Annotated in this window: 23 protein-coding genes, 1 pseudogene and 1 riboswitch; of the genes and pseudogenes, 9 read left to right on the top strand and 15 right to left on the bottom strand. The window is 37.3% G+C overall.

The genetic code is table 11. The features are described from left to right. The first annotated feature begins 387 nt into the window (after nucleotides 1–387). Nucleotides 388–603 carry a pentapeptide repeat-containing protein gene (locus tag HEQ36_RS26110; protein ID WP_072033552.1) on the top strand — a complete coding sequence of 72 codons (216 nt, stop codon included), beginning with the start codon at nucleotides 388–390 and terminating at the stop codon, nucleotides 601–603. A gap of 217 nt (nucleotides 604–820) precedes the next feature. Here the strand turns inward: HEQ36_RS26110 and HEQ36_RS23965 are convergent. The 9 genes and pseudogenes from HEQ36_RS23965 to HEQ36_RS23925 all read right to left on the bottom strand — a co-directional run. Next, nucleotides 821–1033, bottom strand: a pseudogene (locus HEQ36_RS23965) (type II toxin-antitoxin system HigA family antitoxin); the annotation flags it as partial. Nucleotides 1034–1187: 154 nt separating this feature from the next. Beyond that, on the bottom strand, nucleotides 1188–1847 hold the full coding sequence (locus tag HEQ36_RS23960) for a universal stress protein (RefSeq protein ID WP_306459834.1): 660 nt from the start codon (nucleotides 1845–1847) through the stop codon (nucleotides 1188–1190). Nucleotides 1848–1993: 146 nt separating this feature from the next. After that, a riboswitch (cyclic di-AMP (ydaO/yuaA leader) is annotated at nucleotides 1994–2106 on the bottom strand. A gap of 493 nt (nucleotides 2107–2599) precedes the next feature. After that, nucleotides 2600–3601 carry a transaldolase gene (locus tag HEQ36_RS23955; RefSeq protein WP_168637264.1) on the bottom strand — a complete coding sequence of 334 codons (1002 nt, stop codon included), beginning with the start codon at nucleotides 3599–3601 and terminating at the stop codon, nucleotides 2600–2602. A 139-nt stretch (nucleotides 3602–3740) separates the two neighbouring features. Then, a complete protein-coding gene (gene pyk, locus HEQ36_RS23950; protein ID WP_168465752.1) occupies nucleotides 3741–5171 on the bottom strand; it encodes a pyruvate kinase in 1431 nt (476 codons plus the stop codon). Nucleotides 5172–5329: 158 nt separating this feature from the next. Next, a complete protein-coding gene (gap, locus tag HEQ36_RS23945; protein WP_039199429.1) occupies nucleotides 5330–6355 on the bottom strand; it encodes a type I glyceraldehyde-3-phosphate dehydrogenase in 1026 nt (341 codons plus the stop codon). Between the two features lie 197 nt (nucleotides 6356–6552). Beyond that, the gene (locus HEQ36_RS23940; protein ID WP_168637265.1) at nucleotides 6553–7071 is read right to left on the bottom strand and encodes a DUF29 family protein; all 519 of its coding nucleotides are present in this window, start codon (nucleotides 7069–7071) and stop codon (nucleotides 6553–6555) included. A gap of 5 nt (nucleotides 7072–7076) precedes the next feature. Continuing rightward, nucleotides 7077–7595 carry a DUF29 family protein gene (locus tag HEQ36_RS23935; RefSeq protein WP_168637266.1) on the bottom strand — a complete coding sequence of 173 codons (519 nt, stop codon included), beginning with the start codon at nucleotides 7593–7595 and terminating at the stop codon, nucleotides 7077–7079. 5 nt (nucleotides 7596–7600) lie between these two features. Next, nucleotides 7601–8119 carry a DUF29 family protein gene (locus HEQ36_RS23930; RefSeq protein WP_168637267.1) on the bottom strand — a complete coding sequence of 173 codons (519 nt, stop codon included), beginning with the start codon at nucleotides 8117–8119 and terminating at the stop codon, nucleotides 7601–7603. 5 nt (nucleotides 8120–8124) lie between these two features. Continuing rightward, the gene (locus tag HEQ36_RS23925; RefSeq protein WP_168637268.1) at nucleotides 8125–8643 is read right to left on the bottom strand and encodes a DUF29 family protein; all 519 of its coding nucleotides are present in this window, start codon (nucleotides 8641–8643) and stop codon (nucleotides 8125–8127) included. 240 nt (nucleotides 8644–8883) lie between these two features. Here HEQ36_RS23925 and HEQ36_RS23920 point away from each other — a divergent pair, with 240 nt between their 5' ends. The 4 genes from HEQ36_RS23920 (at nucleotide 8884) to HEQ36_RS23905 (ending at nucleotide 12354) form a co-directional block, all read left to right on the top strand. Continuing rightward, a complete protein-coding gene (locus tag HEQ36_RS23920; protein WP_168637269.1) occupies nucleotides 8884–10938 on the top strand; it encodes a hypothetical protein in 2055 nt (684 codons plus the stop codon). Between the two features lie 102 nt (nucleotides 10939–11040). Further along, nucleotides 11041–11781 (top strand): type I restriction enzyme HsdR N-terminal domain-containing protein, encoded by a 741-nt coding sequence (locus HEQ36_RS23915; RefSeq protein WP_168637270.1) that lies wholly within the window; start codon nucleotides 11041–11043, stop codon nucleotides 11779–11781. A 20-nt stretch (nucleotides 11782–11801) separates the two neighbouring features. Then, on the top strand, nucleotides 11802–12008 hold the full coding sequence (locus tag HEQ36_RS23910) for a type II toxin-antitoxin system HicA family toxin (protein ID WP_205748660.1): 207 nt from the start codon (nucleotides 11802–11804) through the stop codon (nucleotides 12006–12008). After that, nucleotides 11974–12354: a toxin-antitoxin system HicB family antitoxin gene (locus tag HEQ36_RS23905; RefSeq protein WP_168637271.1), complete on the top strand. Its 381-nt coding sequence runs from the start codon at nucleotides 11974–11976 to the stop codon at nucleotides 12352–12354. Before HEQ36_RS23910 ends, HEQ36_RS23905 begins: the two co-directional genes overlap by 35 nt. Nucleotides 12355–12529: 175 nt before the next feature. Here the strand turns inward: HEQ36_RS23905 and HEQ36_RS23900 are convergent, their stop codons facing one another. Beyond that, entirely contained in the window at nucleotides 12530–14911 is a 2382-nt protein-coding gene (locus tag HEQ36_RS23900) for a phosphoketolase (RefSeq protein WP_168637272.1), read from the bottom strand. Nucleotides 14912–15172: 261 nt separating this feature from the next. Between HEQ36_RS23900 and menB the strand changes: the two genes are divergently transcribed. Next, nucleotides 15173–16006 carry a 1,4-dihydroxy-2-naphthoyl-CoA synthase gene (gene menB / locus HEQ36_RS23895; RefSeq protein ID WP_168637278.1) on the top strand — a complete coding sequence of 278 codons (834 nt, stop codon included), beginning with the start codon at nucleotides 15173–15175 and terminating at the stop codon, nucleotides 16004–16006. A gap of 226 nt (nucleotides 16007–16232) precedes the next feature. Here menB and HEQ36_RS23890 read toward each other — a convergent pair whose 3' ends face one another. Together HEQ36_RS23890 and HEQ36_RS23885 are read right to left on the bottom strand one after the other, a co-directional pair. Beyond that, nucleotides 16233–16547: a hypothetical protein gene (locus HEQ36_RS23890; RefSeq protein WP_168637273.1), complete on the bottom strand. Its 315-nt coding sequence runs from the start codon at nucleotides 16545–16547 to the stop codon at nucleotides 16233–16235. Nucleotides 16548–16879: 332 nt separating this feature from the next. Continuing rightward, nucleotides 16880–17425: a DUF721 domain-containing protein gene (locus tag HEQ36_RS23885; RefSeq protein ID WP_168637274.1), complete on the bottom strand. Its 546-nt coding sequence runs from the start codon at nucleotides 17423–17425 to the stop codon at nucleotides 16880–16882. A gap of 108 nt (nucleotides 17426–17533) precedes the next feature. Between HEQ36_RS23885 and HEQ36_RS23880 the strand changes: the two genes are divergently transcribed. The 3 genes from HEQ36_RS23880 to HEQ36_RS23870 all read left to right on the top strand — a co-directional run bounded on the left by HEQ36_RS23880 (nucleotide 17534) and on the right by HEQ36_RS23870 (nucleotide 20557). Then, nucleotides 17534–18724: a hypothetical protein gene (locus HEQ36_RS23880; RefSeq protein ID WP_053539708.1), complete on the top strand. Its 1191-nt coding sequence runs from the start codon at nucleotides 17534–17536 to the stop codon at nucleotides 18722–18724. A 165-nt stretch (nucleotides 18725–18889) separates the two neighbouring features. Then, on the top strand, nucleotides 18890–19600 hold the full coding sequence (locus tag HEQ36_RS23875) for a PspA/IM30 family protein (protein WP_053539707.1): 711 nt from the start codon (nucleotides 18890–18892) through the stop codon (nucleotides 19598–19600). A 165-nt stretch (nucleotides 19601–19765) separates the two neighbouring features. Then, complete coding sequence (locus HEQ36_RS23870) at nucleotides 19766–20557, top strand: PspA/IM30 family protein (protein ID WP_053539706.1); 792 nt, start codon at nucleotides 19766–19768, stop codon at nucleotides 20555–20557. A 348-nt stretch (nucleotides 20558–20905) separates the two neighbouring features. Here the strand turns inward: HEQ36_RS23870 and HEQ36_RS23865 are convergent, their stop codons facing one another. The 3 genes from HEQ36_RS23865 to HEQ36_RS23855 are packed head-to-tail and all read right to left on the bottom strand — an operon-like array spanning nucleotide 20906 to nucleotide 21633. Further along, entirely contained in the window at nucleotides 20906–21100 is a 195-nt protein-coding gene (locus HEQ36_RS23865) for a hypothetical protein (protein ID WP_053539705.1), read from the bottom strand. Nucleotides 21101–21144: 44 nt separating this feature from the next. Then, nucleotides 21145–21489 (bottom strand): calcium-binding protein, encoded by a 345-nt coding sequence (locus tag HEQ36_RS23860; protein ID WP_053539704.1) that lies wholly within the window; start codon nucleotides 21487–21489, stop codon nucleotides 21145–21147. 18 nt (nucleotides 21490–21507) lie between these two features. Next, nucleotides 21508–21633, bottom strand: a complete 126-nt coding sequence (locus tag HEQ36_RS23855; RefSeq protein WP_290708602.1) for a hypothetical protein — start codon at nucleotides 21631–21633, stop codon at nucleotides 21508–21510. Nucleotides 21634–22288: the final 655 nt, after the last annotated feature.

Genomic DNA, 22288 nt, shown 5'->3' with positions numbered 1-22288 from the left:
TATACTCCTTGGTAATTAGTAATTGGTAATTAGTGACTAGTCATATTTATTTACTGGTAATCCTATATATGATTTAAATAATGATAAGATACTCATGAAAAGCCATCATCAAAATACTAAATTTTTCGATCAGACATAGCAAATTTGCAGAGAAATATTGTGCTTAATATTCACCAAATTTCAGGTAATAATTAACCTCAAAATCAGTAAATATCCAACATATCCAACACTATGGATTTTTCTACATATCTATTATTGTGAAATCCGGAAGATTTTTTTGAGAAGTAAGTAGGCAGGCAAATAAATTTTCCTATCCAAAATCTATTTTTTTGGCTAAAGGTAATTTTTTACTCCTTTTTTATGAATCAATTTCCGTAATAACAGATTGTGACAGTTAAGGCTGTGGAATGTAGGTTACAGCGGTTGATAAATGATAATAAATCATATATTAAACAGCCTACATCCAAAAATAGCGGCAAGGCTTACCTGAGAAACGCTAACCTAAGCGGTGCTGAACTAAGTAATACTATATTGACCGACGCTAACTTCAATCTTGCCAGAGTTACAAATGCTGACTTTAGAACATCGCGGGGCAATTGTTAAGGATAAGATAAGTAGGTTGGCGTTGAAAATTGTCGTTATGGCAAGGCAAAAGGCAAGAGGCAAGAGGCAAGAGTGAAGAGGGTTTGGGCGATTTTACGTTTCTTTACACAGTTTGGTTTTATTGTGTTCACCTACTTAGCTTAAAACCGCCTCAGAATAAATTCTGAGTCTAATAGCAAAAGTCGTCTCAAGACGACTAGAATAATCACGCTTTAATTTAAATAAACAATCCTGGAGAAACATTAAAAAATTCTCCTAATGCTTTTGCTTGAGCCTTACTAATTGCTCTTTTCCTATTCACAACCTCAGAAACCACACCTTTAGAACCAATAACTCCTACCAAATCAGATTGTTTAATTCCCCTAGCATTCATTAAATGTTCTAACATGGCATGGGGAGATGATGGTTCAATAGGGTAGTGTTTATTTTTATTTGAAAATGCAAATCTTACTTGATCAATATGTTCTCATTTAGAGAACGGTTTATCAATAGAAGTTAGGAATTAACGAAAAAGCCACTTAAAGTATAAGTGACTTTTCATAATTTGAAATTAAATTCCCATCACTTTCATTGAAAACAGAGAATTATTCATTAATAGAATGGGGAATACCCAAAACTGCACAAGGGAAATTTTTACCGAGTGTTGTAATCATGGGATGATTACTAGATTGGCAGCCTAAAAAGAGAATATCTGCACTTTCTAATTGCACAACCTTCTTTAGTTCTTTAGCAATGTTGCCAAATCGCAAATGAGATTTAAACGAACCTTGCCATTCTTCGGCTAGAGTTTTGGCTTGCCAAATAATTCTGTCTGCTTCCTTAATAGAAGTCCTAGATTCTCTTTCCAATTGCGGTAAAATTGCTGTTCCTTTGGGTTGATTTAATCGCAACGTGGCTGGCTTTGATGTATTGCTGAATTGGGATTCTAATTGAGCTTTATTATTGGCAACATTGAATATATCAACAGACTGGCAATTGAAGTTTTCTTCTACTACATAAACGGCTTGAACTGTAATTTGAGAGTTAGTAGCTAAACTCGTTTGGTGAGCAATCCAACAAGCGATATCTAGGGCTGTGTGACTTTCAGGTGAACCATTATATCCCACGATAAAATTGGCTGATTTTGCCTGAGAAACTCTTTTAGAAAATGATTTTTGAGTTTCTGGTAGTAATACCATTTGTTCAATTAGGTCATCACGACCGATAGCACTTTGTAATCGTGCTAACATTGGCTTAATTTTCACAGTTTTAACTTCTCTCCCTTGAAACGATTAATCAATGAGAAGCGGGGGATGACAATTTTAAATTTCAGATTTATCTCAAATCCAAAATCTAAAATTTATTTAAGGAAGCCCCAATCATAACTGAATATTACAGCCAAGATTTTGGAAGTTCCTTCCATTGCCGACGGAGTTAGCTGACGGGCTAAGACTGGAAGGTGTCTCTCGTAAGATTAGCCCCAAATACTTGGTTCCTCCGTTTCAAATTCAGCTTTGATGAATTTGAATTAGGCTACCCACTAAAAATATATTAATACTATTACACTAGGTTTAAATAAAGTCAAGGTTAAGAATATTGAGGATATGGTTGTAGTCAGGAGCTTAATTACTAATTTTTCCTATTTTTACTAATATTTAATGATTTAAACTATTTTAATATTGCCAGAATTAAAAAAGTTGGAATTTAGCTATAATTCGTGATTTGATTATGTTTAAGGGCTATTTTTCAAGATTAAAAAAAAATGAATTAAGTAGGTGAACACAATAAAACCAAACTGTGTAAAGAAACGTAAAATCGCCCAAACCCTCTTCACTCTTCACTCTTGCCTCTTGCCTCTTGCCTCTTGCCTTTTGCCTTGCCATAACGACAATTTTCAACGCCAACCTACTTAATTGAAACAGGAGATTCTTAACAGCCTTGTAGTAGATCAAGCAGGTAATAGGTAATAGAGAACAAGTAAGAATTTTACCAATTACCCATTACCCATTACCTATTATTAAGCAGTTACCTTTTCACTTTCTAAACGAGCCAATCTTTCGGCCAATAGTTTTTCCAAAGAAATCAAAGCCTTGGTAAAACCATCAATACCTTCTGCAAGTTTATCAGAAGCCATGCGATCGCCATTGTGCATTTGATCAAAAGTAGCTTTATCAACAGAGATTTTGGCAATTGATAACCCTGCTACCTTAGCAGGATCAAGTTTGCGGGGTAATTCAGCAACAGTGTTTTGCAATTCTGTCAACAACCCTGGAGAAATAGTCAGCAAATCGCAACCAGCCAATTCTGTAATTTCACCAATATTGCGGAAACTAGCGCCCATTACCTCGGTTTTATAACCAAACTTTTTATAGTAGTTATAAATGCTAGTTACAGACAATACACCTGGATCTTCCGCTGCGGGATAGCTATCCCGACCAGTATCTTTCTTGTACCAGTCAAGAATCCGACCAACGAAAGGAGAAATTAAAGTGATACCAGCTTCCGCACAGGCGATCGCTTGGTGCAGACCAAATAGTAAAGTTAAGTTACAGTGAATACCTTCTTTTTCCAAAATTTCCCCAGCTTTGATACCTTCCCAAGTGGAGGCAATTTTAATCAAAACCCGCTCTTTAGAAATACCAGCGGCTTTATACTGAGCGATTAAATCCCGGGCTTTAGCTACAGTAGCATCAGTATCATAAGATAATCGAGCATCTACTTCTGTAGACACCCGACCGGGAATAATTTGCAAAATCTTTAATCCAAAAGATACCGCTAAACGGTCAAAAGCCAGGGATACCACCTGTGCTTGACTAGCGGCAGTGCCAGCATCTTTTTTAGCTTTGAGTAAAGTTTGATCAACAATATCCTGATATTCCGCCATTTGTGCCGCAGCAGTAATCAGTGAAGGATTGGTAGTAGCATCTTGAGGTTTAAACTGTTCAATTGATTGGATATCTCCCGTATCCGCTACCACAACGGTTACTGCCCGTAGTGCTTCTAGTAAGTTCTTAGGCATAACATACTCCAATGTCAGTGGTCAGTAGTCAGTGGTCAATAGTCAGTGGTTAGGGGTCAGTGGTTAGGGGTTGGGGAACAAGAATTTTCCCAATTACCAATCACCAATTACCCATTACCAACTACCCATTTTAAATGCGTCATGCCGTAATTGGCTGTCCAATAGAATGCACTTTAATTAAACTTGTTGTTCCAGATTGACCAATTGGGACACCAGAGGTAATCACCACCTTGTCTCCTTCCTGAACCAAACCACTATCTACAACGGTGTTTACCACATTCACAAACATTTCTTCGGCGGTGTGAACAGGTTGAATCAGTAGCGGTTCTACACCCCAAGATAAAGCTAATTGACGGTAGGCGGTACAGTCGGAAGTCAGCGCAATAATTGGTGTGCTGGGACGATATTTAGAAACGAGTTTGGCTGTACTTCCTGATGTAGTATTACAGAGAATCGCTTTTGCACCAGTTTCATAGGCAATGCGACAAACCGATTGAGATACTGATTCTGTGACAGAGAGACTACCAGCTTCGGGAATCCAAGAATGTCTATTTCCCTCTTGCAGTGCTGTTTCTGTTTGTAAGGCGATATTGTGCATGATTTGGACAGCCGCAATCGGATAGTCACCCATTGCCGTTTCTCCAGACAACATAACTGCATCTGTGCCATCGAAAATCGAGTTAGCAACGTCCGTGGCTTCAGCGCGGGTTGGGTCAGGGGCGCTAATCATGGACTCTAACATTTGAGTAGCTGTAATCACGGGTTTACCAGCTTGATTACAACGACGAGCAATGTCTTTTTGAATTAAGGGGACGTTATATATTGGTACTTCGACCCCTAAATCCCCACGAGCAATCATAATACCGTCAGCGGCTGCAATGATAGCATCTAGCTGTTCCACAGCTTCTGCCCGTTCAATTTTAGCAATCAGGCGAATCTTTGAGCCAGCACCTTCAATCATGCGGCGTGCAGGTTCGAGGTCTTGGGGCGATCGCACAAAGGAAACCGCCACCCAGTCTACACCTAATTGTATCCCAAATCGCAAATCCATTAAATCCTTTTCCGTAATCGAACTTACGGGTAAAGGAGTAGCGGGTAAATTTACACCTTTGTGAGAAGAAATCAAACCGCCAATATTCACATGAGCGCGGATTTTATCAGCGTCACGGCTGGTAACAGTTAACTTCACTCGACCATCATTAATTAAAATGGGTTCACCACATCGCATCATAGCGAATAGGGTGGGTAGAGGTAAGGGTAACTCATCAATACTTTCACCCTTCTCCTGTAAGAGAAAAGTCACCTCCTTACCAGCCTCTAACATTAACCCTTCCGGTGGTAATTTCCCTAACCGAATCTTTGGCCCACATAAATCCTGCATAATTGCAATTGGCTTGTGTAAATCCTTGCTAATCTGCCGCAGATGATGAAAAACTTGGGCGTGAGCCTCATAAGCGCCATGAGAAAAATTCAACCGCGCCATATTCATTCCCGCCCTTACCAAAGCTTCTAACTTCTCAGGTGAAGATGTAGCCGGTCCTATAGTACAAACAATTTTAGTGCGACGCATAAGTATGTAAGGAGTAACGTTAAGGTAGCACACTCCGTTAAGCCCTGGAAGAGGCAGGGGAGCAGAGAGCAGGGGGAGAAGAATATTAATCTTGCTCTTACCTCTTGCGGTTCTCACTGTCACCTGTCACCTGTCACCTGTCACCTGTCACCTGTCACCTAAATCAATCCTTCTTTTTTGGCCATTGACAACATTAAATCAATGACGCGGTTGGAGTAACCCCATTCGTTGTCATACCAGGAGACAATTTTGAAGAAATTAGCATTCAGTTCAATTCCTGCACCCGCGTCGAAAATGCTGGAGTGGGAATCACCTTGAAAATCTGTAGATACTACTTCTTCATCGGTGTAACCTAACACACCTGATAAATTACCTTCCGCAGCTTTTTTCATGGCTGCACAGATTTCTTTGTAAGAAGTGGCTTTGGTGGTTTTGAAAGTCAAGTCAACCACCGAGACATCAGGAGTGGGAACTCTCAAAGCCATACCAGTTAACTTACCTTTCAATTCTGGTAATACCAAAGCCACCGCTTTAGCCGCCCCTGTAGCGGAGGGAATTATATTTTGACCCGCACCCCGTCCACCGCGCCAATCTTTGCGACTGGGACCATCTACCGTGGGCTGAGTGGCTGTTGTTGCGTGAACTGTGGTCATTAACCCTTCAGCTAAACCGAAGTTATCATTAATGACTTTCGCAATGGGCGCTAAACAATTTGTAGTACAACTTGCATTGGAGACAATCAAGTCTTTGGCGGGGTCAAATAAGTGATGATTTACACCCATGACCATTGTTTTTACCTTTTCCGGTTCTTTTGTCGGTGCGGAAATGACAACCCGCTTTGCACCTGCTTTGAGGTGATTTTCCGCCCCAGCGTAATCTGTGAACAGTCCTGTAGATTCAACAACATAATCTACTCCCAATTTACCCCAAGGTAGTTCTGCGGGATTTCGCATAGATACACAAGGGACAAAATGACCATCAATAACTATACCGTCTTCTCTAGCTGCAACTTTGCTTTTCAATCTCCCGTGTGTGGAGTCGTACTTGAGAAGATAAGCAAGGTTATCGGGGGGAACTAAATCGTTAATTCCCACAAATTCAATATTAGGATTAGTAAGACCGGCACGTAACACAAGTCTACCAATTCGACCGAATCCATTAATACCAATTTTCAACTTCGTCAAAATTAAACCTCCTGTGTTGGGAATTTCAGCAAAGGTTAACTGGCCCGGTTAATTCTAGTCTGACTTAGCTGATTCTTACAGTCACAAAAGGCATAAAGTTAATTTAACTGGCATATTTTAAGGTTTAGTCATTGTTCATTGATTACTTGTGATCATTGGCTACTCAGTTTAAATATTTATGTATTTGTATCAATATCTCACCTTTTACCTAATTTCCAATCTTCACCACCGGGTAACTGTATTAACAGTTCAGCAATAGTTTTTGGTAATTCTTTCACAGAATATAGATGAGTCAATTCCAAAAATTTTCCAGCGATAGAAATTACCTCGTTTCTATTGACCATTTCTGCTAATTGAAATTCATTATAAGTCCCGTTCAATACTTCTAAACTAGCATCAGCTATGGCTAATTCAATTTCATCTTCTAACCAACTATTCCATTCATCTTGGTTGATATAATAGGATTTTTTATTTTCTTTGAGATTAATATCTTGAATTTCTATCAATGAATTGCGAATAGAAGCAACCCAAGAATTTGTTAATCTTTTCTCAATTTGATTTTTAATCAAATGAATTAACAACACTTTCAAAAAAGATTTAATTTGTCGTAATATGGCTTTTTTACTCATCCCCTCTAATTCATCAATAATAGCCAAAGCGTCGCTGTAACGTTGTTCTAAAATACTATTTCTGAGGTCTATTAATTCTTGAGTCATATTAATTACCTTTTCCCTAATTTCCAATCTTCACCACCGGGTAACTGAATTAGCATTTCAGCAATAGTTTTTGGTAACTCCTTTACAGAATATAAATGAGTCAATTCCAAAAATTTTCTAGCGATAGAGATTACCTCATTTCTATTGACAATTTCCGCTAATTGAAATTCATTATAAATCCCGTTCAATACTTCTAAACTAGCATCAGCTATGGCTAATTCAATTTCATCTTCTAACCAACTATTCCATTCATCTTGGTTGATATAATAGGATTTTTTATTTTCTTTGAGATTAATATCTTGAATTTCTATCAATGAATTGCGAATAGAAGCAACCCAAGAATTTGTTAATCTTTTCTCAATTTGATTTTTAATCAAATGAATTAACAACACTTTCAAAAAAGATTTAATTTGTCGTAATATGGCTTTTTTACTCATCCCCTCTAATTCATCAACAATAGCCAAAGCATCGGTGTAACGTTGTTCTAGAATACTGTTTCTGAGGTCTATTAGTTCTTGTGTCATATTGATTACCTTTTCCCTAACTTCCAATCTTCACCACCAGATAAATTACCTAAATAATCATCAATAATATCTGGCAATTCTCTAATTTGATAATTATAGGTCAAGTTAATTAACTCAGTTGCAGTTAATATTAATTGTGGTTTATTTAACATTTGAGAAATTTGTTGTCTTTGAAATTTTCCATTCATTATTTCTAAACTTGCAGGACGAATTGCTAACTCTATAGCATCTTCTAAGATTTCTACCCATTCATCAATATTCAGATAGTAAGATTTTTTATTATCTTTTAAATTCAATTTCTTAATTTCTAAAATTGAACTTTCAATTGATGCAGCCCAAGAATTAGTTAACCGCTGTTCCACTTGATTTTTAATCAAATGAATCATCAATCTCAACAAAAATGATTCAATATTTCGTAAAATTGCTTGTTTACTCATCCCCTCTAATTCATCAACAATAGCCAAAGCGTCGGTGTAACGTTGTTCTACAATACTATTTCTGAGGTCTATTAATTCCTGTGTCATATTGATTACCTTTTCCCTAATTGCCAATCTTCACCACCAGTTAAATTACCTAAGTAATTATCAATAACATCTGGCAATTCTCTCATTTGATAATTATAAGTCAAGTTAATTAACTCAGTTGCAGTTAATATTAATTGTGGTTTATTTAACATTTGGGAAAGTTGCTGACGCTTAAATTTTCCATTCAACACTTCTAAACTAGCGTCAGCTATGGCTAATTCAATTTCATCTTCTAACCAACTATCCCATTCATTTTGATTGATATAATAGGATTTTTTATTTTCTTTGAGATTTATTTTTTTAATTTCTACCAATGAATTGCGAATAGAAGCAACCCAAGAATTAGTTAATCGGGCTTCTATTTGGTTTTTAATCAAATGAATTAACAAAATTCTCAAAAATGCTTGAATATTTCGTAAAATAGCTTGTTTACTCATCCCCTCTAATTCATCAACAATAGCTAAAGCATCGGTATAACGTTGTTCTACAATACTATTTCTGAGGTCTATTAATTCCTGTGTCATATTGATTACCTCAACTTGAAAATTTACTAAATAAATTTCTACTTCTAGTATAAACTAGCATTAAGCAATTTTTTGATAGACAACATTAATTTTAGGTTGAGATTTATCTTTCTGTTGATTTGTTACCATTATTTCTACATTTTGACCTAAAATGATTAAAATTTATGAATTTAGATGAATTGGATTGCATCTCAATACGATGTTAGGTATAATATGATCTAACTAATTTGGTATCAAAATATGACTAGCATTATGTCGGATACGCAATGGCAAAAAGAAATTACATCCTTGAAGAAAGATTTAAATAGTGAAATCAGTAAAATAGAACGTGCTTCAGAAATTACTATACCTCAGTATATTTGCATTAATAACCTAAAATCAAAGCTAGAACGCTTGGAAAAAATCGAAAGGATTCTTAGTATAGATAAATACAACATTGTTTTTATCGGTACTATTGGGAAAGGAAAGACTACAGCTATTTGTCATCTTTTTAACTTAATAAGTGAATTTAACGTTTCCAAGACGATGAGTAATGGAAAGACTAAAAATGTAATCGAAACTAAAGAATTATTATCAACAGGTTCAGGTAAAACCACTATATGTGAAGTAATTCTCAAAGCATCTGAAAAAACTTACATAGAAATAGAGCCTTATACAGTTGCAGAAATGGAAAATCTAATTTATGAATTCTGTGACTCTATTGCGAGTAAAGATAATATTCACTCAGAAGAAAAAATAATTATTTCTGAGGAAATTCAGAGAGCTATTAGAAATGTTACAGAACTAAAAATAAATAACAGAACTGTTTATGAGGGAGATAAAAAGACAATTATTAGAAATGATAAAGCTAAAGAATTATTCGAGCAATCTAAAGAAGAATTAAATGAAGAACTAAGATTAGAAATGCTTAAAAAAACCGCACTAGATAATGCAAATCTTGAATCTAGAACTACGACTTTAATTGAATTTGATCATCAAAATAATGAGCAAGCATGGATAAAAGATACCTTCCATGCTATCAATAATGTGGAGTTAAAGGAATTTGCTATTCCAAGAAAAATATATCTTTATGTGAGTAATAATGTTTTATCAGGCTCTAATTTATATCAGTTTAATTCAGTTGTTGATACTAAAGGAATTGATGAAAATCCAATTCGTAAAGACTTGCAGAAATATATTGAAAATCAGGATACTATCTGTCTTTTTGTAACACCTTTCACTGATGCTCCTGACGCTAGTATTCGTAAATTAATAGCGTATCACCTGGCATCGAAATCTAAGGATTTTCATCATAGATTTGTAACTTTAGTCTTACCTCGCAAAAATGAACCACAAAAAGTACATGGAGCAGATGATAATTGGGATATAGGAGTTCAAATCAGAAAAGAAGAAATTCAAACAACATTCAAGCATCTGAACTTAGATTTTTTTCTAGAAAATATTTTGTTCTATGATTCCTTAAGATACTATCGTGATGACATAGTTAAGCTACATGAAATTTTCGATGAAGAAGATGTACAGGCAGATAAAAACCAATTTATCAAGGATATAGCAGGTGTTATAGAACGCAGACGAAATATTTTATTAGATGAAATCAAAGACATTCAAGCAAGCTTTGTGAGAATAAAAAATGGTGATGCTTTAACAGAAACAGAAATCAACGCAATTGAAAATGCCATTCAGAAAATAAAAGATATCAGAGATTTGAGTAAAAGAGTTCCTGCTTTTGTGTATGAAGATTTTATTAATGAATATATTGGATATTATCGTACAACGTATAAAGCATGGAATACAAAACACGCTATCCATAGAAATTACGGCTATTATGAGCCAAGGGATATAGACATATATTATGATGCCAAGGTTGTTGCTGAGGGAATAGATGAGAATGCAATGCTGAAAAAATTTACTAAAGAAGTAAAACAGGAATTAGAAGATATTCTGAATAATCTTATATCAGCAAATGAATCTTTAAAGACTTTTATCCCTGAATTAATCAACCAGTTTTATATGTTATATTATAAAGATTTTATAAATGAAGTAGGGACAGAAATGGAAGCAGAATTTAACAGTAAACTATCACCGCAAAATGAAGATTCTCCTTTTTGGAATTCTCTAATTACTCAGAAAGGTAGGCCAACAGGGAAGGGAGAAACATATACAGGTAATGTATGTTTGCTATTTACGCGAGAGCTAGAAAAAGAAACAGACTTAAATGCAGTATTAAAGAGTAAAACAGAATATCATTGGGAGAAATTGATTATTAAAATCCTAGAATTTTTTGGGCAGAAATAGATAATTTCTTAATTGCAGAGTTAATAGACAGTTTAGGACGCAATATAATTATAATTGTGTCCTTGAAAAAATTATCCACTATTAGTTACTACCAAACAATATATGACTAATTTACGTAGAGAAATTGGAACAAAACTCAATATATATACAAAAAAATATCATGAAGAATATATAAAATGTTTGATTAGAGGAATAGAAATTCCCATTAAGGTAAGACCAGAAGAGCTAGTTAGACAACTATTTCTTGATTTTATGATCAACGAAAGTGGATTATTTCCAGATTTGATTAATATCAAAGTTGAGGTAAATAATCATGATGTAGAAATATACAAAAAACCAGAATATGATAATTTTCAACCATATCAATCTCCTTTGATGATTATAGAAGTAAAACGAGAAGATGCAAATTTAGATAATCATTATAATCAAATTCAAAGATATCTTAAAAAAGCTAGTTGTAACATGGGTATTTTATATAATTATCATAAGATTATCAGTTTTATAAAAAAAGATGATAATTTTCAAATTAATGATCTCAATTATCTTAGAGACATCCTACCATTAATTTTAAAAAATAATAACAATATTGATGATGATTCATTAGCTTTTAGCAAAGCTAAAAGGGGAGATTTTCAAAGTTTTATTTATCTTATGAACAAATATGGACAATATAAAACTAATACAATTATTTTTAAACTTAAATCAAAAGAATACGCTATGGCAGGATGTTGTTTTAACGTCAAAAATAATAAAGTGCATTATGATGTTTGTGGTAAATATGATAAAAAACAGCAAAGTTTCGACTACCAAGATTTTGAAAAGCTGATTTCTATCACCTATTGATAATATATTAACCCTCTTCCATGAAACTGGGAATCAAAAAAATAATTTCCGAATTTTCAAATCCATATATACCAAAGAGTTTTAGAGATTCCCAAGGTAGAAAAGTTACCGTACCGAAAACAGGGGGACAGAAAGTTAAAGGAGTCTATGTTCAGCAAATAGTTGAGTTATTAAATTTAGACGAGTGGATAAATGAAAACACTGAATCAGACGAACAAGCAGATTGAACAATCACCCTTAGAATACTATTTAAAGCTTCAATATCCCATCACTTTTTACCCAGACGCAGAAGGTGGATATGTAGCACAAATCAAAGATTTACCTGGATGTCTCACTCAAGGAGAAACCATAGAAGAGACAATGACAAATATTAATGAAGCGCGGGAATTGTGGATTGAAACGGCTTATGAAGCAGGTGATAATATTCCTTTACCCAGTACAGATGATAACTATAGTGGTAAGTTAATGTTAAGAATGCCTAAATCATTGCATCGGCGGTTATCTGAAACTGCGGAAAGAGAAGGAGTAAGTTTAAATCAATATATTGTATCTTTAGTGAGTACAGCACAGTAATAAAGTGAGTTTAGCTGTTATTTTCTGCTTTCATTATTGGGTATTTTCTCTGAGAACTCCTAATATTATAGCGGTATGCACTTGCATGATATACAGTCATAGCCCCCTCCTCGCTTGCGGGGAGGGGGTTGGGGGTGGGGTTTTGTATTTCACTCAACCCAGAATGACTCAATTATTAATATGGCCAAGTCCAATCACGGATTTCTGGCATATCTTCACCGTGTTTCTGGATATATTGCTGATGTGAAATCAACTTATCTTGCAATTTTTGCTTCACATAAGCTGCTTGAGAACCTAACTTTGGAACACGGTCTATCACATCCATAACCAAGTGGAATCTATCTAAATCATTCATAACCACCATATCAAAAGGTGTGGTTGTTGTTCCCTCTTCTTTATAACCACGCACATGAATATTCTGGTGATTTGTATGCCGATAGGTGAGACGATGAATTAACCAAGGATAACCATGAAAAGCAAAAATCACAGGTTTATCAGTTGTGAAAATCGTATCGAAATCCTTACTACTTAAACCGTGAGGATGTTCACCTTGTGGTTGTAGTGTCATCAAATCTACAACATTCACAACCCGCACTTTTAAATCGGGGAAATGTTGTCTTAAAATATCCACAGCCGCTAAAGTTTCCAAAGTTGGAACATCTCCAGCACAAGCCATAACTACATCAGTTTCACTGTCTTGATCATTACTAGCCCATTCCCAAATTCCTAAACCTTTGGTACAATGTTTAATTGCCGAATCCATGTCTAAATATTGTAATGCTGGTTGTTTACCGGCAACAATCACATTGACATAATTACGACTTCTTAAACAATGGTCGGTTACTGATAATAAAGTATTAGCATCAGGTGGCAGATAAACACGAATAATTTCGGCTTTTTTGTTAATTACGTGGTCAATAAACCCAGGATCTTGGTGAGAGAACCCGTTATGATCTTGTCGCCAAACGTGGGAAGTTAGAAGATAATTTAAAGATGCAATTGGTCTTCTCCAAGTAATATGACGAGTCGTTTTCAACCATTTGGCGTGTTGGTTGAACATCGAATCAATGATGTGAATAAAAGCTTCATAACAGGAGAAGAAACCATGACGACCTGTTAATAAATAGCCTTCTAACCATCCTTGACAATTGGTTTCGCTGAGGATTTCCATTACTCGACCGTCGGGAGATAAATGGTCATCTTCGGGGAGAGTTTCCGCATCCCAAGCGCGATTTGTCACTTCAAATAAAGGGTCTAGCCGATTTGAGGCGGTTTCGTCAGGACCAAAAACGCGGAAGTTGCGGCTTTCGTCGTTCAGTTTCATAATGTCACGGAGAAACTTACCAGTAACTTTGGTAGCTTCGGCGTTAACTGTCCCTGGTTGGGGTACTTCTACAGCGTAGTTGGAGAAATCAGGCATTTTCAAGTTACGCAGCAAAATTCCGCCGTTAGCGTGGGGGTTGTCTCCCATGCGACGCTGACCTTTGGGTGCTAATTCTGCAAGTTCGGGAATTAGTTGACCGTTTTCATTAAACAGTTCTTCAGGATTGTAACTTTTTAGCCAATCTTCCAGCAGTTGCAGATGTTCCGGTTTACCAGCTATATCACTAAAGGGGACTTGGTGCGATCGCCAATAACCTTCTGTTTTCTTCCCGTCCACTTCCTTGGGACCCGTCCAACCTTTAGGAGTGCGTAAAACAATCATCGGCCACTGCGGTCTTTCTTGGCAACCATGTATCCGCGCTTCTCTTTGAATACTTTGAATTTCTGGAATGATTGTATCTAATACTGCTGCCATTTGTTGGTGAACTTCCGCAGGGTCAGCACCTTCCACAAAGTAAGGTTTATAGCCATAACCGATAAATAGGCTTTCTAACTCCTCATGAGGTATCCGTGCTAATACGGTTGGGTTGGCAATTTTGTAACCATTTAAATGCAGAATTGGTAAAACCGCACCATCAGTAACCGGGTTAATAAATTTGTTAGAATGCCAGCTAGTTGCCAAAGGTCCAGTTTCCGCTTCTCCGTCACCGACAACCGCCGCAACTATCAAATCAGGGTTATCAAATACCGCCCCATAAGCGTGAACTAAAGCATAACCTAATTCTCCCCCTTCATGGATAGAACCGGGGGTTTCTGGGGCGACATGGCTGGGAATACCACCAGGAAAAGAGAACTGCTTAAATAGTTTTTGCATTCCCTCCTCATCTTGGGAGATGTTAGGGTAATATTCGCTATATGTTCCTTCTAAGTAGGTATTGGCAACAAGTCCAGGTCCACCATGTCCGGGCCCAGCTATATAAATTGCGTTGAGGTCGTATTTTTTAATAACTCGGTTGAAGTGGGCATAAATCAAATTTAGCCCAGGAGTAGTTCCCCAATGTCCTAAGAGTCGAGGTTTAACGTGTTCTTGTTTAAGGGGTTCTCTGAGTAAGGGATTATCAAGAAGGTAAATTTGTCCAACAGACAGATAGTTAGCAGCACGCCAATAAGCATTGATTTGTTGTAATTCTGTGTCTGTTAAAGGCTTTATCTGTGGGATACTGGCAATAGTCATTTTCAACTCCCGTGTAAAGTATTTGCACCAACAAATTTTAAACCCAATTCGTAGGGGCGCAGGGCCTGCGCCCAGTCTATATTCCTAATACTGACATTCCATCTACATTAAAACCTATACTTTTGAAAAAATTAAGGTAATCTAATTTGAAGAAGAAATTAAATCAGTCAAATGGCTGAAAATGCAATTCTAAGTATCGGAAAAAACGAAAATATCGCTAATAAAATAAAATTCTCAAGCACAAATCACAGATTATCCATGATAGAAACCGACTGGAAGACCGTCAAAACCTACGAAGACATCATCTACCAAAAAACCGACGGTATCGCCAAAATCACTATTAACCGTCCCCACAAACGTAACGCATTCCGTCCAAAAACCGTATTTGAACTATACGAAGCCTTTTGGGATGCTAAAGAAGATACCACCATTGGCGTAGTCCTATTTACAGGTGCAGGACCTCATACAGATGGAAAATATGCCTTTTGTTCAGGGGGTGATCAAAGTGTACGTGGACAAGCAGGTTATGTAGATGAAACCGGAATCCCCCGTTTAAATGTCTTAGATTTACAACGCCTGATTCGTTCCATGCCCAAAGTAGTAATTGCCCTAGTCGCGGGTTATGCTATTGGCGGAGGTCATGTTCTCCATTTAATTTGTGATTTAACTATTGCGGCTGATAATGCCATTTTTGGGCAAACAGGACCCAAAGTAGGGAGTTTTGATGGTGGTTTTGGTGCTAGTTATTTAGCCAGAATAGTAGGACAAAAAAAAGCCAGGGAAATATGGTTTCTCTGTCGTCAATATAACGCCCAAGCAGCCCTAGAAATGGGCTTGGTTAATATTGTCGTCCCTATAGAACAACTAGAAACAGAAGGCGTACAATGGGCGCAAGAAGTATTAGAAAAAAGTCCCATAGCTATTCGTTGTCTGAAATCAGCATTTAACGCTGACTGTGACGGACAAGCTGGTTTACAAGAATTGTCTGGTAACGCTACTCTACTTTATTACATGACAGAAGAAGGAGCAGAAGGAAAACAAGCCTTTTTGGAAAAACGTCCCCCTAACTTCCGAGATTTTCCTTGGTTGCCTTAAATTGATTTGATCATGAAACTTTACCAATAACATTATTTTACTCCTTCTTTGTTCTCTTGACTCCTGACTGGGCGCAGGCCCTGCGCCCCTACCTCCCCTATATACCAAAATCGCACCTGTTGTGGAAGGTGCGATTTCTGAAGATGTCAAAATTGAAAACACTAACAAATTGCCAGTCAAATTTTATTAGGGTGGACAGAAAATTGATGACCGTAATCATGAATAGTTAAATGAGTACGCTTTGATTTTTCACTTCTTGTGTAGCGGAAGTAGGAATATCTTCAACAGAGGCTACTGTAACATGATCCAAATCCGTCGGGAGAGTTTGAGCAGCAGCAAAAACAGGTTTGGCTACTGGTAAACTCCAAGCATCTTCTAAAGTTTCCCAAGCTGGTGCAAAAGCGGCCATGACCAAAGGACAGGCTTTCCAGACTCCTTGGACTGGTGCGCTCAATTTTTCACACATACCACCACGACGACCTTGTGGCTGGTAATAACGACAATAACGACAGGTAGATGTTAAACGCTTAATTAGTTTCATGTGCCTTCATCTTCAGTACCATTCAGGACTAGTTATCACACTTATATATCTTGCTGGTTATCCAAAATAGACATGAAGGGTAAAAATCATTATTGGATATAGGTTCTAGCGATTATTAACCATAAATAAACTTTAGGATATCTTTAGATTCTTGTTATATATGTAAATAATTATTAGAGTGCGTACATATTTATTTTTACCTAAAACTTATTGGGGATCAAGATTAAAACATTGATTTTGGATTTCCTCGTTTTGTAAAAACGTTACTTTAGATAGAGTTAAAATCAGTTATTAGCATTTAATTTACTGAATTATTTACAATAGTTCAATATTTATCCTAACCGCTTGGAGCAGCAGAGAGAACAAACTTCCCAGCGTTCAAGTTCGCCCCGTGGAGTGGGACATTGACATTGGGGACATAAGGGGAGATGATGCGATCGCTCTTGCATCATCTTCGCCCAATTCTCAAAAGCACCCAAAGCATTGTCAATATTGGGTTTAACCAACCTATCACCAGTTAAATCATCAGCTACATAACTAGGATGTTCAGATGCCGAAACAGTGGCTTCTGTTCCCGCTATTGATGAATTTTTCCACTCGGCTGTAGAAAAGCGAATATCTACCAAAGACGTAGATAGCTTGTCATTTAACTTTACCAACATAGTTTTCCTGCCAAATGTCAAATTTTGCGCCCAAGCAGCACTAGAAGTTGCCACCCACAAAACATCGCGCTGAATAGACAAAGGACGAGTTTGCACCGCAACAGTAGTCCCCACAACTTCTCCCCAACACTTCAGTAACCGCAGCAATACCTGTTCTTGCCATTGTGGTGAACGTTGAATATTTCCTAAAACCTGATCAATTGACTTAAAAGACATATTATGTTATTAGTTTTACCATAAAAATAGCTGAATACTGATAATCAACTTTCACCAGTATATTGAAAATTCATTTAATCATCATCTACCCTGACTCCATCTTAAACAATGAATCAAAATCCTTTGATAGATTCTACCAAATCCCCGCAAACACCCGGCTTAAACCCTACCCTAACTATGGCACTGGCTAGTTTAGAAATACAATTGGATCAAGAATTAACCAGATATAGACGCACACGCAAAAACACCAAATCACAAACAGCAAGAAGTGTAGAAAGTTACACTAATTATCAAACAACAACCTTGTCGAAGGAGATTCAACTACCAGCAGTTCCTCCCGTAGCCATTCCCTCAGAAAATTCATTCTTGACGAATGAGACTGAAACCATTAATTTTCCCCAGGAGTTTGCTAACTCAGACATAGAAGAAACCCCCACTCCTCCAAACCTAGAAAAATCAACTAGCAGTATAGTTCCCACCAAAATTCCCTCCTCCGACAACCCAACCCTCCTCACCACAAATGATCCTCCTCAACAACCAAATGATTATTTAGAATCTAGTGAGGCATTATTGCGGAGTTTGACAGCCGTTGCACCACAAAATCAAACTCCTAATTCTCCTAAATCCCGTGATAGTGTCTTATCACCTTTAGGTATTGGTTCAATGCTGTTGCTATTATTGGCAAGTTTGACTTTAGGTTATGTCGTCTTCAATCCCAAAAATTTACCTAAATTGAATTTCAGTAGCGTACTAAACAATAATTCATCAAAGACTGGGGAAAATACACAAAACACAGAAATTATAGAAAATAATTCCCAACTGACTAGCGAACCAAAAATCACCCCCATAGCTAAATATCCTAATTTAGCCACCCAAGAATTTCGACAAGTTAGAGATCCTAAAGATGTCGTAGATTTAACACCAAAAGTTAAACCGACCCCTCAAATCATTTCCACTCCTGTAGCTATTAAACCCCCCATAACTCCTATCTCTCCATTACCGAGACTTTCCCCCTTATCTAACACCCTCTCTAAATCCACACCTTTAGCAAAGCCTACAGCTACTTTTTCACCCCTATCAGAAGATGTCAAACCATCAGCTAATGGCTACTATTATATTATTGCTGATAATCAAGGCGACAAAGCTTTAACAGCCGCCAAGCAAGTCGTTCCTGATGCTTATTTATCACCAAATAAAAAATTTATTTATTTGGGTGCTTTGAAAACCAAGGATGAGATTAAGCGCAGATTGCAGCAATTAGAGGCAAAAGGCATTAAAGGACGATTACAACAGCCATAGTTAAAAAATGCTGGTTTTACTGAATAAAATTTACTGAATTTAACTCCAAAAACTCTGATCTTTGCGTCTTTGCGCCTTTGCGTGAGGCTAATTCATACTGATTTCTTACTATGATAACAATATAGCAATCCTCAAAGTCCAGTAAATGGTCAAGGTAGAGCCAACATGGAAGTTATTAACCGTATTCTGCGGGTGATTCGCGCTAATTTCAATAGTCTGGTTAGCAATGCAGAAGATCCAGAAAAAATTCTGGAAACAGCTTTCATGGAAATGCAGGAGAATTTGGTACAATTGCGTCAAGGGGTAGCTCAAGCGATCGCCACCCAAAAGCGCACAGAACGCCAAGCAGCCGCAGGAGAATCCCAAGCCGCAGAATGGTATCGTCGCGCCCAATTAGCCCTCCAGCAAGGTAATGACTCCCTCGCACGGGAAGCTCTCACCAAACGCAAATTTTACCAAGAGACCGCTACAACTTTAACCAGCCAAATTCAGCAGCAAAAAGATGTAGTCGCCAAATTAAAGCAAGATATGCGGACTTTAGAGTTAAAACTGGCTGAGGTAAAAACTAAGAAAGATATGTATATCGCTCGCGCTCGTTCCGCAGAAGCTTCCTATCGGCTGCAAGAAATGTTAACTGGAACTTCTGCTATATCTAGCTTAGGTGCATTAGAACGAATGGAGGAAAAAGTCTTACAAATAGAAGCACAATCAGAAGTTGCTAGTACACTGGGTGGTGATGATCTAGAAAAAAAATTTGCATCCTTAGATTCTCACCATGATATTGATACAGAACTCGCAGCCATGAAAACTTATATCCTAAATCAAGAAGAAAATCCCCAGCCAGATCATAATTTACCCAAAACACCCGAACCATAACTTTCCCTGGTTGGTTAGTATAGATAATTGATAGGTTCATCATTCAGAATAGAAAAAAATAGTAATCCAGACTGGAAAGACTACATTGGCATAGGTAGCTATTAATATAGTAGAAAAGCTAACTATCTAACCAAGAGCGTAAACCTCTAAAGGAAAAATAAATTTATGGGATTATTTGATCGCCTTAAACGAGTAGTTGGTGCTAACTTAAACGATTTAGTCAGTAAAGCCGAAGATCCAGAAAAAATGCTGGAACAAGCCCTCCTCGAAATGCAAGAGGATATGGTGAAGTTGCGCCAAGGTGTAGCACAAGCAATAGCTGCCCAGAAGCGGACAGAAAAACAGTATAATGAGGGACAAAACGAAATTAATAAATGGCAGCGCAACGCCCAACTTGCCCTACAAAAAGGTGATGAGAACCTAGCCCGTCAAGCATTAGAGCGCAAGAAAACTTATACTGATACTGCTACGGCTTTAAAAACCAGTCTAGATCAGCAAACTGTTCAGGTAGAAGGTCTGAAAAAGAATTTAATCCAGTTAGAGAGCAAAATTTCTGAAGCCAAAACCAAGAAAGAAATGCTCAAAGCCCGGATTACGGCTGCAAAAGCCCAAGAGCAACTTCAAGGCATGGTTAGTGGTATGAATACCAGTAGTGCCATGTCTGCTTTTGAGCGCATGGAAGAAAAAGTATTAATGCAAGAAGCCCGCGCTCAGTCAGGAGCGGAGTTAGCAAGTGCAGATTTAGATCACCAATTTGCACAATTGGAGTCTGGTAGTGATGTTGATGATGAATTAGCTGCTATGAAAGCATCCCTAGCACCTGCACCAGAACCAAAACTACTCACCCCAGAACAACCTAGCCCCTCCACTCCAGTCCAACCAACCAGTACAGCTAGACCTGCTCAACCAGTTGATGCTGAATTGGAAGCCCTCCGTAAACAATTGGATAATCTGTAGTTTTTGCAGATAATTCCATGCAGTTAATCCCACACATCTGATTTGTGTGGGATTTTTCATATATATGGAAACTGCTGTCAAAAGGATAATTGTAAATATCTGAAAAAGGCTTAATTTCAATATCTATAATCTATGCGATCGCCAAATTTTCACGGTAACATCTAAGCTACCACAGTTAATGATAAGGTAATTGCTAAATTATTGATAAATTAGGGAACAGTTTTTCCTATTTACTGTTCCCATCGGGAGTCAGACCCCTTTTAATTCTGGTGACTTCCTAAATACTACTAAGCAACATTCAGCACGTAGGATCGAGTCCCTGTTCTGGTGGTTGGAGTGGCAGTTGAGTTATCCACGTAAGTATAGGTTCCAGTTAGTGGCTAGAGGATTCGGTTGTCGCACTTCATCAGCCGTTCCCAGGATTACACCGCGATCGCTGATGGTATTAACGTTGGGCGTGAGCAGGGTGACGGTTGCGCCATTTGCTGCACCAAAATCGGACTGACCATTTTTCAATCCAGTGCTGGTTATGGCAGTTTGCACGCCATTTTCCCAGATGAAGCCTTGACGGACGTTGTTAGTGTTGACTACACCCGTAGTGGCGTTTGTATTGGTGAAGGTTGCGCCTGTGTCAAAGCGTCCGGCAATTTGTCCGAAGTCGTTAATCGAAGCTGCGTTGACTGAACGCCTTTACCAGAGTAGATCGTGTCATTCCCTGCCCCGGCATAAATTGTGTCGTTGCCTTTACCCGTCAGGATGCGGTTGTTGCCTTCCCCTGCAAAGATGACATTATTCCCAGCACCCCCATCAATAAAATCACCACTCGCACCGCAGTAGATGACATCATTACCCAACCCAGTGGTGATCAGGTTTACTCCAAAAACATACTTGTGCATTCTTTTTTCAAGAACGTCTCTTGGCGTTTGTAGCATTTTTAAATTCCTCAATCTTTAATGCAAAGGTAAATATGGAAACAATGCTGCTGAAAGAATACTTAAGCCATAAACGCTGATTTTGGCGATATCTAGCTGTCTAGGAAACTCTGTGCTGACTAAATCGGTATATTTTTCTTCCATCATTAGGTAATCCTCTATTCAGGTAAATTACAGTTACACATCTATTTACAATAATTCTTAATAAGCTTTCAGTCCAAGTATTAGAAAACTTCTTAAAACAATTGTCATCTTTTCCGATGCTTACTTTGACACCTTTTAGCATTAACTAAATAATCTTCTCCAAAATTTATTTGTTTCTCTGCCACTAAAATACTTATGTATTTTTCATGAAAAGCTTGCTAGTCAAGAATTTTCATGACTAGTAATTTTGATTAAGATATTTAATTAGTGTGGTTAATGATAAAATATAGCATAAGTCTTTATAGCTATTATTGTCAACTGTTTGCAATAAGTAGGGAAAATATTTTTATAAATACTGACATTACAGCATGACTCAACCTCTACAGCCACATAGCTTTATCACTAAATTTTGTCTTTTATTTACCTGCAATATGCTGTAATAATGTTTGCCTGATAAAATAACAGATTTTTTTAAGTATTGGATACTTGACAATTATAAGCAATTAGGCATAGGTGAGAAATCCTCTGTTGTCTCACAATCATTTTTCAAATCTATATAGTTTGTACTTTCTGATTTTTGACTCCCGGTTCGCCCATTTTTGCGAGAGTTAGAAGAATTCTACTCAGGAGTAAAAGATTGACCACTAAGCTGAGT

This window comes from Anabaena sp. 54 (genome assembly GCF_017355725.1).
In the GTDB taxonomy this organism is placed as follows: Bacteria; Cyanobacteriota; Cyanobacteriia; order Cyanobacteriales; family Nostocaceae; genus Dolichospermum; species Dolichospermum heterosporum.
Note: the sequence above shows the minus strand (reverse complement) of the source record. Positions and strands in the feature narration are given on the sequence as shown.

Excerpts from the sequence above, each read along its gene's own strand:
- HEQ36_RS23885 (WP_168637274.1), bottom strand. The coding sequence starts at position 17,425 with ATGTCTTTTAAGTCAATTGATCAGGTTTTAGGAAATATTCAACGTTCA.
- HEQ36_RS23920 (WP_168637269.1), top strand. The coding sequence starts at position 8,884 with ATGACTAGCATTATGTCGGATACGCAATGGCAAAAAGAAATTACATCC.
- HEQ36_RS23860 (WP_053539704.1), bottom strand. The coding sequence starts at position 21,489 with ATGCTACAAACGCCAAGAGACGTTCTTGAAAAAAGAATGCACAAGTAT.
- HEQ36_RS23925 (WP_168637268.1), bottom strand. The coding sequence starts at position 8,643 with ATGACACAGGAATTAATAGACCTCAGAAATAGTATTGTAGAACAACGT.
- HEQ36_RS23905 (WP_168637271.1), top strand. The coding sequence starts at position 11,974 with ATGAAAACACTGAATCAGACGAACAAGCAGATTGAACAATCACCCTTA.
- HEQ36_RS23955 (WP_168637264.1), bottom strand. The coding sequence starts at position 3,601 with ATGCCTAAGAACTTACTAGAAGCACTACGGGCAGTAACCGTTGTGGTA.
- HEQ36_RS23930 (WP_168637267.1), bottom strand. The coding sequence starts at position 8,119 with ATGACACAGGAATTAATAGACCTCAGAAATAGTATTGTAGAACAACGT.
- HEQ36_RS23910 (WP_205748660.1), top strand. The coding sequence starts at position 11,802 with ATGAAACTGGGAATCAAAAAAATAATTTCCGAATTTTCAAATCCATAT.
- HEQ36_RS23855 (WP_290708602.1), bottom strand. The coding sequence starts at position 21,633 with ATGGAAGAAAAATATACCGATTTAGTCAGCACAGAGTTTCCTAGACAG.
- HEQ36_RS23870 (WP_053539706.1), top strand. The coding sequence starts at position 19,766 with ATGGGATTATTTGATCGCCTTAAACGAGTAGTTGGTGCTAACTTAAAC.
- HEQ36_RS23900 (WP_168637272.1), bottom strand. The coding sequence starts at position 14,911 with ATGACTATTGCCAGTATCCCACAGATAAAGCCTTTAACAGACACAGAA.
- HEQ36_RS23890 (WP_168637273.1), bottom strand. The coding sequence starts at position 16,547 with ATGAAACTAATTAAGCGTTTAACATCTACCTGTCGTTATTGTCGTTAT.
- HEQ36_RS23935 (WP_168637266.1), bottom strand. The coding sequence starts at position 7,595 with ATGACACAAGAACTAATAGACCTCAGAAACAGTATTCTAGAACAACGT.
- HEQ36_RS23875 (WP_053539707.1), top strand. The coding sequence starts at position 18,890 with ATGGAAGTTATTAACCGTATTCTGCGGGTGATTCGCGCTAATTTCAAT.
- HEQ36_RS23880 (WP_053539708.1), top strand. The coding sequence starts at position 17,534 with ATGAATCAAAATCCTTTGATAGATTCTACCAAATCCCCGCAAACACCC.
- HEQ36_RS23940 (WP_168637265.1), bottom strand. The coding sequence starts at position 7,071 with ATGACTCAAGAATTAATAGACCTCAGAAATAGTATTTTAGAACAACGT.
- HEQ36_RS23915 (WP_168637270.1), top strand. The coding sequence starts at position 11,041 with ATGACTAATTTACGTAGAGAAATTGGAACAAAACTCAATATATATACA.
- pyk (WP_168465752.1), bottom strand. The coding sequence starts at position 5,171 with ATGCGTCGCACTAAAATTGTTTGTACTATAGGACCGGCTACATCTTCA.